The organism is Aeribacillus sp. FSL M8-0254 (assembly GCF_038008845.1).
Classification (GTDB): Bacteria; Bacillota; Bacilli; order Bacillales; family Aeribacillaceae; genus Aeribacillus; species Aeribacillus composti.
Genome location: NZ_JBBOZY010000001.1, coordinates 1,554,316 through 1,568,069 on the forward strand (window position 1 = coordinate 1,554,316; position 13,754 = coordinate 1,568,069).

Sequence of the window (13,754 nt, forward strand, 5' to 3'; positions counted from 1 at the left end):
GAGGTCGATGCATCTATGGTACGCAAGAGTCCGAAAGATAGACGGACCCCAGTAGCCTGGTGCACCACGGAATGTCGCTCCCGAGTTGGGAAGCACGCAGGATAGAATGCTTCGTCATAGGCTACTGCACCAGCTGAAGATGAAATGAAGCAGGGAGGGAAAGCGATGAAGGTATTATATGAACGTTGTTGTGGAGTAGACGTGCATAAAAAATCCATTACCGCTTGTACCATCACCCCTGAAGGAAAAGAAATACGAACATTCGGTACCATGACCGATGAATTGCTGGAGTTTGTGAACTGGTTGAAAGAAAAAGGGGTGACGCACGTGGCGATGGAATCGACAAGCGTGTACTGGAAACCGTTGTACAATTTGCTCGAACTCGAACAAATCGAAACGCTTGTCGTCAATGCCCGGCATATTAAAGCAGTTCCTGGACGGAAGACGGATATGAAGGATGCCGAGTGGATCGCCAACTTGCTTCGCCATGGATTGTTGAAAGGAAGTTATATTCCGGACCGAGCCCAACGAGAACTGCGAGAACTCGTTCGATATCGTCGCAGTTTGATCGAAGAAAGAGCGCGGGAATTGAATCGGATTCAAAAAGTATTGGAAGGAGCGAACATCAAGTTGTCGTCCGTTGTTTCCGATATCAATGGGGCATCGGCACGAAAAATGATTCGTGCGTTGATCGAAGGGAAAAACGATCCGATGGTCATCGCTCAGCTCGCAAAAGGGAAATTGAAACAAAAAGTGGAAGAACTCCAGCGCGCATTACACGGGGTAATCGGCCCTCATCAACGGATGATGTTAGCCGAACAATGGCGGCATGTGGAATACCTAGATGAAGCGATTGCGCGATTAGATCAGGAGATCGAGGAGAGAACGCGCCCTTTTGAAGAAGCGCTGGAGCTCTTAGATACGATTCCGGGAGTCGGGCGGAAAAGTGCGGAACAAATTTTGGCGGAAATCGGAACCGATATGAGTCGCTTTGCATCAGCGAGCCATCTGGCATCGTGGGCAGGCATGGCACCAGGAAACTACGAGAGTGCGGGGAAACGGTTATCAAGCCGAACGAGGAAAGGGAACAAGAAGCTGAGAGCGTGTTTAGTAGAATGTGCCCGTGCCGCCGCGAGAAAGAAGGATACGTATTTATCCGCGAAATATCACCGCATAGCCGCAAGAAGAGGGGCGAATCGAGCGAGTATGGCAGTTGGACGAACGATATTAGAAATCATCTATTACCTGTTAACTCGGAAGGAACCGTATAAAGAATTAGGGGCAGACTATTGGGATCGTCAACGGGAAGCAAAGATCGTGCGTCAAACGGTGAAGAAATTAGAGGGGTTAGGGTACGAAGTGAAGTTAGAAAAAGTGGGTGCATAAGGGAATTAAACCATATATAAACTTTAATACCTTCCTTTGGAAATTATATTCCAAAGGCTAGGTGGGGGTTGTTTTTTGCCAAATTTTGTTTTCAGGATAGGTGGGGGTTGTTTTTTGCCAAATTTTGTTTTCAGGATAGACAAATAGAGTTAAAAACAATAAGAAAAAAGCGATATAGGATCCTAGTGCTAGTTTATATAACTTCTCATTGGTTGGCTTTCGTAAAAGAAAAATAGAAAGTGAAACAATCATAAAGGCTAAAAAAAGTATAATCCCTAACATGATAGTTGCAACTCCTTTGTTAAACTTGCTGTTTTTATATTATCAACTAAATTTGCAGAAACAATGGAGATGATTCTTATCATGTAATTATTGTAACAATCTCTAAAAATCCATAATTTCTCCATATTTTATTGTTTTAATATGTTAGAGGAATGAGAATATCGCAACAGATTTTCAGGAGGAATAATTTATATTAAAAGTTCATTTACAGGAACCTATAGTTTATTAAGTTTTAACTGTAGATGAGTAAATTTCATTACATTTATTACCATCTTTAAAAAGCAAACAAAGATACCCTTATGCCACTCGTAACTGTTTTTTAATGGAATCTAGTGGCACTCCTCGTTGGGCTTCGTAATAAATAAACTCAATGAGATTGTGAATTTTTCTCGATCTCACACTCGCAAGACCGGTTGAAAAATCACTTGAATGTTCTGTCATGCAATAGATATACGTAAATTGTACGATGACCCAATATCGTTTAATGGCTCGCTCATGTCGGATTCGATATCGATCGAAACCTAATGTTTCTTTCGTTTGCCGAAAGTAGCTTTCGATCGACCAGCGTTTAGCATAGTATTCAAGAATAGCCTGATCGCTCAGTTCCGTGTCTGTACTCAAAAAACAACGCAAATGCTCGCTCGTCATCGGTTGATCGGTTTTCCAACAAAACAATACCACCGCATTTGGAATGTCGTTCAATGCCCCTTCGTAGCGATACACTCGATACGTTTCCCCTCCCACGGTCACGAGGTGGGTATCGGAAACATCGATGTAACGGGCAAATTCTTTGGCGGATTGACGAATTCCTTGTGGATACAGGATGCGGTTGGTTTTCAATGCTGCGATGACATACCATCCTTTCGTTAGGCACGTTTCAATGAGCGATTTCGATGTATACCAAGAATCAAACAGAACATAGACACGATGGTTCCACCCATGGAGCGATTGGATCATTTGGCGTGCGAGAGCGATTTTACTAATTCCTGATGTCTTATCGTAACGTGCAAAGGCATAAGGGAACGCACGATGAGCACAACGAATCATCATCCAGACTACTTGATGCCCCCATACGAATTTGCCTTCGGTGTGTGAAAAATGATGATCACACCCTTCAATAGGAGACTTAGCCTGTAACGAGGGCTTTGTCTTTTGGCAAATCGTATCATCAATCATCAGGAAAACCGGCTCATTCGTTTGTTTCGCTAATCGATGAATCTGCTTACAAACGGATTGTTGTGCGGCTTGAAGAAGTCGGTTTTCGTCCCAAACGCCTTTGTGCAAAAAATGACTCAACGTCGTTCGGTGTTTCGGATGGTAACTCAACTGATGGAGATCCGTCAGAGTACCAGAACATCCTTTTGTGAGCATTCCATCTATGATGTGGACGAGATGGTTCATCACAGACTTGGAATAATAAAGTTTTAATCCGAGAGAAGATAATGTATTGTAGATTTCTTGATGATGTGCTAATCTATCCATACGAGAGACATGAACCTCCTTGTTTGGGTAGTTTGGTAGCACATCTATTCTAACCAAGAAATCGGTTCATGTCCCTTTTTATGTTTATTTGTAAATTTATGTTAGTAAATTTGCTCAAGTACAGTTTTAAAATATAATATTTTGCTAGCTCAAACCTTGATACAATTTATAAAATTAAATTTGATAAAGTGGAGGAATAACAACATAATGTGCGGTTTTATTGGTTGCATTCATGATCATCCAAGAATCATTGATGAAAAATGGAAAGAAACGTTTCAAGAAATGAATAATATCATTACTCATCGCGGTCCTGACGATGATGGTTATTTTTTTGATGAATACGTGAATTTTGGATTTCGACGCTTGAGTATTATTGATCTTGAGGCAGGGCATCAGCCATTGTCCTATGAAAATGAGCGATATTGGATCATATTTAATGGGGAAATCTACAACTATGTGGAATTGCGAGAAGAATTGCTTGCAAAGGGATATAAATTTACTACTCATTCCGATACCGAAGTCATTATTGCTCTTTATAGTGCGGAAAAAGAAAAAGCTGTAGAAAAGCTTCGGGGTATGTTTGCTTTCGTCATCTGGGACAAACAAGAGAAAACCATTTTTGCGGCACGTGACCCGTTTGGCATAAAACCATTTTTCTACATGGAACAGGGAGACCGTACGTTTTTTGCTTCCGAAAAGAAAAGTATTTTGCTCGCGCTTGAAAATGATTTACTAGATTATGATTCACTGCAGCATTATTTGACATTTCAATATGTACCTGAGCCAATGACGATGTCTGTTGGCATTCGAAAGTTGGAGCCGGGTCACTATATAAAGAAAAAAATCGGTGAAAAATTAACCATTCATCGCTACTGGAAAGCCAAATTCCAACCTATCATCAAATCAGAAGATGAACTTGTCAAAGAAATTCGCAACGCGCTGTTCGATTCCGTGCAAGTGCATATGCGCAGCGATGTGCCGGTAGGTTCGTTTTTATCAGGAGGAATTGATTCATCCTTCATTGCAGCAATTGCGAAACAATTCAATCCTCATCTCAAGACGTTTTCTGTCGGTTTTGAGCGGGAAGGCTTTAGTGAAATTGATGTGGCAAAGGAAACAGCGGAGAAGCTGGGCGTTGAGAATATTAGCTATGTCATTTCACCAGAGGAATATATGGAGGAATTGCCGAAAATTATGTGGCATATGGATGATCCACTTGCCGATCCTGCTGCAGTGCCGCTTTATTTTGTTGCCCGGGAAGCAAGAAAGCATGTAACGGTCGTTCTTTCCGGTGAAGGAGCAGACGAGCTGTTTGGGGGTTATAATATTTATCGTGAGCCGCAGTCATTGGAACTTTTTGAACGAATGCCAAGTGCGGTTAAATCAGCTTTGAGAGTGATTGCAGGACTACTCCCGGAAGGAATAAAAGGAAAAAGCTTTATTGAGCGCGGTACGACACCAATGGAAGAACGATATATCGGCAATGCGAAAATGTATAGCGAGACAGAAAAACAAGAGCTGCTAAAAGGATATAAGAGGGAATTAGAACATACAAATATTACAGCTCCTTTTTATAGAGAAACAACTCATTATCCTCCTGTAAACCGGATGCAATATATTGACATTCATACATGGCTGCGAGGCGATATTTTATTAAAAGCGGACAAAATGACGATGGCCCATTCATTAGAGTTGCGGGTTCCATTTTTAGATAAAAAGGTATTTGAAGTAGCGGCAAAAATCGTTCCAGAAATGAAAACGGCAAACAGCACGACGAAATATATTTTACGAAAAGCAGCAGAAGGAATTGTTCCAGATCATGTTTTAAATCGCAAAAAACTAGGATTTCCGGTGCCAATTCGTCATTGGTTAAAAAATGAAATGCACGACTGGGCGAAAAATATGATAAAAGAAAGCGAAACCGATCATTTATTTAATAAAGATGTATTGTATCGTTTACTAGACGAACATTGCAGAAATAAAGCAGACCATAGCCGGAAAATCTGGACCGTCCTTGTTTTTATGATTTGGCATCAAGTATACATGGAAAAGAAATACGATTTTACAAATGTAGATAAGCAGTCGCTATCAATCTAATTTGACTGATTTGCGATTGTCTGCCTTTCTTATTTGCACCCAAGCTTCTAAAAATTTAGTTTTGTGTGCTTTTCTATTTTTTGGAATTGTTACCATAATTAGTATGATTAGTATTACCGTTTCTTAACATGAAGATGAGCCGATTGAGTATAAAATATGAGTTATTTTTATTATTTTGTTACTTTTTCTACATATTTTCTACAAATTTATTTATTAAGATACATTTATCTAGTTGTTAGAATAATTGATTTAGGAGAGGATATGAAAACTGTAAGAACCAAAAATTGAAACGGCAAGAGTCAGGAGTACGGATTCTGTAATTTTTAATGAAATCATCTATGATGTTAGTCAAACAGTTAATTCTATTGTGGAAGGACAGAAAGAAGTCGCAATCGGCATCCATCTAATTGCAGAAACTACTTCTGTATTTTAACAAATTGTAAAAGTTACAAATGAAATGAGGGTCTATTTGCAAGAGGTGGCGTTAAACACGGACAATATTTGTTTCAATCACAAGCATTAAAGAGAATATAAATCAAATCAAGAACTTTACTTTTGAAACGTCTTCACTAACAGAAGAAGTACAAGAATGAAATCATTTAGCTGCTAAACTCAAGATATCGGTAAATAACTTTAAACTGCCAAATGAGGTTAGAATAAAATGAATAAGGAAAAGCGAGTTCTTCAAATCGTAAATCGTCTTAGAACGATGGGCATACCAGCAGAAATAACGAAATCAAGACTAGCTATATTAGCTGCTATATTAGAAGAAAATTCATGGAAAAAAGGTCAGAAAGGAGACTTTAGCAAATGGAAACCATTAAACCTTTAAATCCAATTGCGCTGGAATTAGGACCTTTAAGTATTCATTGGTACGGAATTATTATTGGTACAGGACTCTTATTAGGATTATATATTGCTACTAATGAAGCAGTAAAAAGGGGATTACAAAAAGAAGTATTTACCGATCTTGTATTATGGGCTGTCCCTATAGCTTTGATATGTGCCAGAATTTATTATGTCATCTTTAATTGGTCGTATTATTCGCAACACCCCGATGAGATTATAGCTATATGGAAAGGCGGAATTGCCATTCATGGGGCTTTAATAGGTGCTATTGTAACAACAGTTGTTTTTGCGAAGAAAAAGAATTTGAGCTTTTGGAAATTGGCAGATATCGCAGCACCAAGCATTATACTCGGGCAAGCGATTGGACGTTGGGGAAACTTCATGAATCAGGAAGCACATGGGGGACCTGTATCAAGAGAGTTTTTAGAAAGCCTTCAGCTTCCTGATTTTATCATTAATCAAATGTACATTGAAGGAAGTTATTATCATCCAACATTTTTGTATGAGTCTCTATGGAACTTTATAGGGTTTCTGATTTTATTGATATTCCAACGTTTAAACTTAAAACGTGGAGAAGTATTCTTGACTTATGTTATATGGTATTCGATTGGTAGATTCTTTATTGAAGGAATGAGAACAGATAGTTTAATGCTAACGGATAATTTAAGAATGGCTCAAGTTTTATCTGTTGTTTTAGTGATTACAAGCACAGTTCTTATATTATACAGACGAACTAGAAAAGATTTGACGGCTAGGTATAAAGATTAGATTAAACTGTTTTTTAGGCTATCGAAAAAAGATCGATAGCCTCTTTTAACCCTTTGTACCTCATTAATAAAAATTTGTAGCGAAAAACCTCTTGCTAATCTAAACAAAATAAACTGAACAAAAACTTTTCCTTGTCCTGTGTATTATGTTTTAATTTACTATTTTTTAGATTTATGGTTTAGCAGCGGAGTATAAAGAAATTACTTCCTGTGTTTTTACTAACCTCAAAATTTTTATGTCCTCTTCACAATTTCATCAAAAATTTTGTTTATGATGATAAATAGTTCAGTAGCGTTGCATAAAAAATAAAAACATTTTATGCAGAATTTTCTGAATAAAATATTTTATAATAAACGAAAAACAAGGCAGTAACCAACTAAAGGTGATCACTATCCATTTGGTAATAAATGTATTTGTTTTATTGTTACATGGCTACTGCGCTTCGCCGACTTTTTTCACTCATTCTCGTTGAATTCGTTCCACCCACACGGTACTTGGTTTCCAAAGAAAAACGCAAAGCCAACGATAAATCTGGGTGAGAGAATGTTTCGATTTCATTTCAAGTTGAATAAGAATGAGTAAACAGTAAGAAATCAGAGCTAAGTAAACCTGATTTTCTACAGCTTCTGGACTCGTTCCATAAAGATGTTTGAGTGTTAAACGTTGCTTAATCCACTTAAAAAATAGTTCAATGGCCCATCGAGAACGATAGATATCACCAAGTTCTTCTGGATCTTAGGTCGAATCGGTTCGTAATGATTCGAATTCGATTCCCGTCCGAATCGAATGTTTCGATTAATCGAAAGACATTTTCCGTTCGTTTTTGTGGTGTCCCAATGACCACCATCGAATCAGATAAAATAGAGGAATTGGATGGGACAGAGAACGATTCAAGAAATCGAACATAGGCATTCTTTTTCAGACGGGAGGCGAAAAAGAGGCCTTTATCACAGGAATAATCGAACTTTTCGTAGTCTACATAACCACGATCAAACACGTACATGGCATCTGTTTCGTCGATCAGTTGTTCCATTTGTGTTCGATCATTGTTCCCTGCTGGGGTCATGACCATTTTTTCCGGATAAACCGTATCTTCATTGACAAACACCAGTCGTAAATGAACCTTAATTCCCGACTTCGTTTTGCGAAACGTAGCCCATTGATATTTTTTCAGATTCAGTGAAATGGTCGTAGAATCCACGATTTTTAAGCCACTCACCTGACTGGAGGAATTCGTGGACATCTGGCGGATTTGATTCACTAAATCCAGAAAGATTTCTGCGAGCAATTCGGGTTTTACTTGGCGATGTTTTCGAGAAAGTTGTGAAGCACTAATAGATGTCAATCCTAATTCTCGCTGAAAATCATCCAGTAACGCATCATCGGCGATGGCGCGCAGTCCTTCTCGTTGTTGAAGTTGAGCATGCAAAAACAAAAGTAAATACGCTTTTGTGGTTAATTTTTTCGTATATTTATCTTGTTTCATCTCTTCAATTCTTTGTGTAAATTTAACAGAATTGAGAGGAGTGACCCATTTACCAAATGAAGAAAATAGTGTATCCTTGTCCATAGGCTTCATCCTTTATATTGGATTTGGACAGGGACCACCTGTACCATCCATTATAAAGGATTTTTTTATGGACTTTTTTCAATTCGGAATTTTCGAATTAAATTAATGCAACGCTAGTGTAAATAGTTACATTTTAATAAACGGTTATGGGAGGATTCATTGGAAGTGCTTTAACACTCATTGCTGGAATTCTGGTGGTTGGTGTATTGCTATTTGTCCAAAACCAAGGAAATGCCTTCTCTAATCAATCTCAACCTTCAACAACGGAGGTTCAAACGACTTCGGAAGGAAATGAAGGTTTTCAGATTGCTACGATTGAAGTCAATCCTACTGGATACGAACCTCAAAATATAGAAGTAAGAGCAGGAGTCCCGACAAAAATTAACTTTAAAACAGATCCGAACGCAGGTTGCTTACGCCAAGTGGTATCAAAAGAATTAAACATTAATGCCATCCTTCAAGAAGGGGATAATTATAAACCATCCGGTCCACGAAAATGTCTTAAACCAACATTTTACTGTTACGAAACCAAATGAAGTATGGGTAGCTGATATCACCTACATTCCAACGGATGAAGGTTGGCTTTATCTAGCTAGTATAATGGATTTGTATTCAAGGAAAATAGTCGGCTGGCATATAGACTGTTCCATGAAAAAGGAGCTAGTGTTAAGTGCATTAAAGCAAGCCTATCAGCGTCAACAACCACAGGGTTCTATCCTCCATCATTCTGATCGAGGGAGTCAATATGCTTCAAATGACTATCAAGCTAAGCTAATGGAATACGGAATGAAATGTAGCATGAGCCGCAAAGGAAATTGTTATGACAACGCTTGTATTGAATCATTTCATGGGATAATAAAAAAAGAACTAATCTATCAGACTCGTTATAAAACAAGGGAGGAAGCAAAAAAGAGCATATTTGAGTATATAGAAATATTTTACAATAATAAACGTATTCACTCCGCGACAGAGTATTTTTCACCATCTGAATACGAACGTATGTACTATAAAAAGGGAGCTTAATGAACATATTAATAGAATAGTTAGCCCCGAAAATTTACCTTTTAAAAATAATTAGGACAACGTCGTAATTACTTTTAAAAGGCCACCAAGCGATAGCGCGGTAGCTGCGAAAAAAAATCTATAAATTTTTGTGTCTACTTTATTGACCTAATATCATTTTGTACTTCCCAAAACCATTTACATCAAGCATTTAAACAAGATTTTGGACTGCGAAAGCTGAGTAATAATTTTTTCTCCACACATGGTTTTTATCACTTTCCTTTTCTAAATAGGCACTTAAAGCCAGAGAAAAATTTTTAATAGAACTTAAAGTTGGTTTATTAGAAATGATTTTTATTTTGTATCCAGACTTTGATGTTATAGTCTTTTCTTGCTTTTTGGTTAAATTAATCATCTTTGTATCACCTCTGAATAATTTCAAAGATGATACCAGCGCTTTTTTGATATTCTAAGTTCTTGATTAAAAGTTATTATTTTCAGAATATTCTCAGGTGAAATTTAGAAGTAAGTATGGTAATATTCCTTTTAGTTTGAACCAATAATGAAATAATGAAAAAAATTCAAAAGGAAGTGTTGAGAGATGTCAGTACATGAAAAAAAATACACGAATCGATTAATTCATGAAAAATCACCTTACCTTTTACAACATGCGCATAATCCAGTTAATTGGTTTCCGTGGGGACCTGAAGCTTTCCAAAGAGCCAAAAGGGAAGGTAAGCCAGTGTTCGTGTCTATTGGCTATTCCTGACCCTTCGGGGTCAATAGATGAAGATGAAAGTGAGGATGCTTATATCTACATGTCACTGGTGTCATGTCATGGCTCATGAAAGCTTTGAAGATGAAGAAGTTGCAAAGATATTAAATGAACGGTTTGTCGCCATAAAAGTAGATCGTGAGGAGCGTCCAGATATTGATTCCATATATATGAGGGTATGCCAGATTCTTACGGGGCAAGGCGGATGGCCGCTCAATGTATTTATCACACCGGATCAAAAACCTTTTTATGCAGGCACTTATTTTCCTAAGCAAAGCCGTTTTGGCCGTCCGGGATTTATCGATGTGTTGCAGCAGCTTTCGGAAATTTATCAAAAAGAGCATGAAAAAATTGAAAAGACAGCAGCACGCATAACGGAAGTTTTAAATAAAAATGCCAGTCGAAATAAGAAAGGTGAGCTGAAGCAAAGCGTTCTTCATGAAACGTTTCATCAGCTTTCAAGCAATTTTGACACAATTTATGGAGGGTTTGGTCAGGCACCGAAGTTCCCCATTCCTCATATGCTCATGTTTTTAATGAAATATTACGAATGGACTAAACATGAAAATGCTCTTTATTTTGTGAATAAAACGCTTGTGCAAATGGCAAAGGGAGGGATTTGGGATCATATCGGCTTCGGATTTGCCAGATATTCGACAGATGCCATGTGGCTCGTTCCACATTTTGAAAAAATGCTGTACGATAATGCCCTTTTGCTTTATACATTCTCCGAGGCCTATCAAGTGACCCAAAACCCTCAATTTAAAACAATTGCAGAACAAATCATTGAATTTGTCCGACGGGATATGCGGAATGAATCAGGGTCTTTTTATTCTGCCATTGATGCAGATTCTGAGGGGGAGGAAGGGAAATTTTACGTATGGACAAAACAGGAAGTGGTAGAGATTCTCGGGCAGGAATTAGGCGAACAGTTTTGTCATATGTACGATATAACTGAAGAAGGGAACTTTGAAGGAAAAAATATCCCGAATCTTATTCATACGAATGAAGAAAAAGCGGCAATTACCTATCAAATGGGGCTGGAAGAGCTGAAAGAGCAATTGGAGCAGGCGAGACAAAAGCTTTTTGAAAAACGAATTGAAAGACCGTTTCCACATGTTGATGATAAAGTGCTGACCGCGTGGAATGCTCTCATGATTGCTGCACTAGCAAAAGCAGGAGCTGTTTTTGATCAGGAAGCATATATCGAAATGGCAAAAAAGGCGCTGGATTTTATTGAAAATCATTTAATTGTAGACGGAAGAGTTATGGTGCGCTATCGCGATGGCGAAGTAAAACAACAGGCATTCATTGATGATTATGCATACCTTCTTTGGGCCTATATCGAAATGTATGAAGCGACATTTGATTTAACTTATTTGCATAAAGGTAAACAACTTGCTGACAAAATGATTGATCTTTTTTGGGATCAAGAAAATGGCGGATTTTTCTTCACAGGTCATGACAGTGAAGCAATGCTTGTCAAGGAGAAGGAAATTTATGATGGTGCGCTCCCTTCAGGAAACAGCGTTGCGGCCTTCGCGCTTTTGAAATTGAGCAGGCTGACCGGCAATTTGGATTTACACGAAAGCGTTCAGCAAATGTATTCTATTTTTAAAGAAGAAGTGGAGCAATACCCAAGCGGTCATACGTTTTTCTTGCAAAGCCTTTTGATGGAACAGCTGCCGCAAAAAGAGGTTGTCATTATTGGTCCGAAAGATTGCAGCAATAGGAAAAGATTATTGAATCGTATTCAACAGGCGTATACAATGGAACTTTCAGTGTTAGTTGCTGAAGATCCAAATCAATTTGCACAAATTGCGGAATTTGCGAAAAATTATCGCATGATCAATAATGAAACGACTATTTATATATGTGAAAACTTTGCCTGCCAACAGCCGACAACAGATGTAAAGGAAGTTATAAATACATTGAACTTATAATGAAGATGTACGATACTATTATCCCCGACAGGCAGACAGTAAAAAACGATGCATTTAATACGATGCTTTGAAAAAGTCTGCCTCGGACTGGGGTTTTTATGTGAAAGGACAATCCTGAAAACGGGGAGTCGTTCGTTTGCAGTTTAAAGAGCACTTTCTGATCGGTGACTTGATCCGATTGCTGACGATTCGGCTTCTGACAGCGCAGAAGAAACGCTGATCTTATCGGCGGTGCCGCAAACATGTTGGAATAAAGAGCAATGCCCAGATAGCACAAGGGATTAAGAAAGTTCACATTGCTAGGTCATTGAAAGATCAGCGGGAAATGTGATTACAACATTTCAGTACATTAGACAGGGATATGTATGAGCATTATATTAAAAGACGCCTGGAGACTATTCACCGGAAGCGATCGAAGCCAAGATATGTATGAATATTATTTGAGAAGACTGTCTCACGCTCAAATCGCCAGCTTGTTGCCATTTTGACGCAATGCTGGTGTTTGGCAATGAGGCAGTCTTTTTTGTGTATTTTCAACAACAATTGTTTAGTTTTCAATGATTTTTAAACAAACGCTGTCATTGTCTGAAAATTCAAATCAATTATATGATAGAACCGTAGAGGAAATACCAGTTCATTATATTTTCATTTAGGAAGGTGATAAAAGATGATGAATGGTAAGGAATATTTAGAAAGTTTAAGAGATAACAGGGTTGTTTATTTAAATGGAGAAAAGATTGATGATGTTACAACACATTCTGCCTACGAAAACTCTGCTCGCTCCATAGCAAGAATGTATGATGCTCTTCATGATGAACAGATGGGAAAAATTTTAACGACGACTACTGAAGAAGGCTATCAAACTCACAAATTTTTTAAAGAACCAAAAAATGCTCAAGATCTTTTAGAAGCAAGAGATGCGATTGCACAATGGGCCAAGCTGAGCTATGGCTTTATGGGGCGCACCCCTGATTATAAAGCTTCTTTCACAGCACATTTGAAAGCGTTTGCGGATTATTACGAAGGTTTTGAGGACAATGCTCGAAATTGGTACAAAAAAACAACAAAAGAAGTTCCGTTTATTAACCATACGATCCCCATTTAAGCTCAATCCAAAAGAGAAAGAGCAAGTAGAAGAACTCTTGGCATTCCATTCGGACTTGAGAGAAGCCTATGAGTTAAAGAATGAACTGGATGTCTGGTTTAAAACAAGTACAATGGAAAATTGCAAAACAGGTCTAGAAGCGTGGATGACGAGAGTTGAGGAATCTGGAAACGAAGCATTTAAAAAAGTTGTACAAACATTTAATAGGTGGAAACAAGAGATTTTACAATCCTTCATGTATCCATTTAACAACGGATATATTGAAGGTGTAAATAATACAACCAAAGTAATCAAACGAATGTCTTATGGCAACAAAAGCTTTGAGCGATTACGAAAAAAGATCTTGTGGCGTCAACTTATCAGAAGGAATGTAGGTTAACCTACATTCCTTCCAAAGGGAGAGTATTGGAAATATTTACACCACCACAATTGACAGAGAGCCTAAAGAAAACTGGCGATTTGCCAGTTTAAAGTTCCGGCTCCATCTCTGAAAGA

General features: G+C 38.1%; 10 protein-coding genes and 3 pseudogenes. 9 read left to right on the top strand and 4 right to left on the bottom strand.

Features of this window, described 5'->3' with window-relative positions; translation table 11 throughout:
* The first annotated feature begins 165 nt into the window (after positions 1-165).
* Positions 166-1,386: an IS110 family transposase gene (locus NSQ44_RS07545; protein WP_044899176.1), complete on the top strand. Its 1,221-nt coding sequence runs from the start codon at positions 166-168 to the stop codon at positions 1,384-1,386.
* Between the two features lie 57 nt (positions 1,387-1,443).
* Here NSQ44_RS07545 and NSQ44_RS07550 read toward each other — a convergent pair whose 3' ends face one another.
* Together NSQ44_RS07550 and NSQ44_RS07555 are read right to left on the bottom strand one after the other, a co-directional pair.
* Positions 1,444-1,668 (bottom strand): hypothetical protein, encoded by a 225-nt coding sequence (locus NSQ44_RS07550; RefSeq protein ID WP_340856337.1) that lies wholly within the window; start codon positions 1,666-1,668, stop codon positions 1,444-1,446.
* Positions 1,669-1,965: 297 nt separating this feature from the next.
* Positions 1,966-3,150: an IS701 family transposase gene (locus NSQ44_RS07555; protein ID WP_340856339.1), complete on the bottom strand. Its 1,185-nt coding sequence runs from the start codon at positions 3,148-3,150 to the stop codon at positions 1,966-1,968.
* A gap of 207 nt (positions 3,151-3,357) precedes the next feature.
* Here NSQ44_RS07555 and asnB point away from each other — a divergent pair, with 207 nt between their 5' ends.
* From asnB to lgt, 3 genes are all read left to right on the top strand, one after another.
* Positions 3,358-5,247 carry an asparagine synthase (glutamine-hydrolyzing) gene (gene asnB / locus NSQ44_RS07560; RefSeq protein WP_340856342.1) on the top strand — a complete coding sequence of 630 codons (1,890 nt, stop codon included), beginning with the start codon at positions 3,358-3,360 and terminating at the stop codon, positions 5,245-5,247.
* A gap of 661 nt (positions 5,248-5,908) precedes the next feature.
* Positions 5,909-6,079, top strand: coding sequence for an Lmo0850 family protein (locus NSQ44_RS07565; protein WP_340856343.1), 171 nt, complete (start codon positions 5,909-5,911; stop codon positions 6,077-6,079).
* A complete protein-coding gene (gene lgt, locus NSQ44_RS07570) occupies positions 6,058-6,864 on the top strand; it encodes a prolipoprotein diacylglyceryl transferase (protein ID WP_340856345.1) in 807 nt (268 codons plus the stop codon). The genes NSQ44_RS07565 and lgt overlap by 22 nt, the downstream gene beginning before the upstream one ends.
* 459 nt (positions 6,865-7,323) lie before the next feature.
* Here the strand turns inward: lgt and NSQ44_RS07580 are convergent.
* A pseudogene (locus NSQ44_RS07580) lies at positions 7,324-8,434 on the bottom strand (IS4 family transposase).
* Positions 8,435-8,580: 146 nt separating this feature from the next.
* Between NSQ44_RS07580 and NSQ44_RS07585 the strand changes: the two are divergent.
* Both NSQ44_RS07585 and NSQ44_RS07590 read left to right on the top strand, forming a co-directional pair.
* The gene (locus NSQ44_RS07585) at positions 8,581-8,970 is read left to right on the top strand and encodes a cupredoxin domain-containing protein (RefSeq protein WP_340856348.1); all 390 of its coding nucleotides are present in this window, start codon (positions 8,581-8,583) and stop codon (positions 8,968-8,970) included.
* Positions 8,912-9,457 (top strand): annotated as a pseudogene (locus NSQ44_RS07590) (IS3 family transposase); the annotation flags it as partial. The gene NSQ44_RS07585 and the pseudogene NSQ44_RS07590, both read left to right, overlap by 59 nt.
* A 190-nt stretch (positions 9,458-9,647) precedes the next feature.
* On the opposite strand, the gene NSQ44_RS07595 reads toward NSQ44_RS07590, so the two are convergent.
* Positions 9,648-9,851: a hypothetical protein gene (locus NSQ44_RS07595; protein ID WP_340856351.1), complete on the bottom strand. Its 204-nt coding sequence runs from the start codon at positions 9,849-9,851 to the stop codon at positions 9,648-9,650.
* A 186-nt stretch (positions 9,852-10,037) separates the two neighbouring features.
* Here NSQ44_RS07595 and NSQ44_RS07600 point away from each other — a divergent pair.
* The 3 genes and pseudogenes from NSQ44_RS07600 (at position 10,038) to NSQ44_RS07610 (ending at position 13,638) form a co-directional block, all read left to right on the top strand.
* A pseudogene (locus tag NSQ44_RS07600) lies at positions 10,038-12,154 on the top strand (thioredoxin domain-containing protein).
* A gap of 670 nt (positions 12,155-12,824) precedes the next feature.
* The gene (locus NSQ44_RS07605) at positions 12,825-13,259 is read left to right on the top strand and encodes a 4-hydroxyphenylacetate 3-hydroxylase N-terminal domain-containing protein (RefSeq protein ID WP_340856354.1); all 435 of its coding nucleotides are present in this window, start codon (positions 12,825-12,827) and stop codon (positions 13,257-13,259) included.
* Positions 13,192-13,638: a transposase gene (locus NSQ44_RS07610; protein WP_340856356.1), complete on the top strand. Its 447-nt coding sequence runs from the start codon at positions 13,192-13,194 to the stop codon at positions 13,636-13,638. The genes NSQ44_RS07605 and NSQ44_RS07610 overlap by 68 nt, the downstream gene beginning before the upstream one ends.
* The last annotated feature ends 116 nt before the right edge of the window (positions 13,639-13,754 follow it).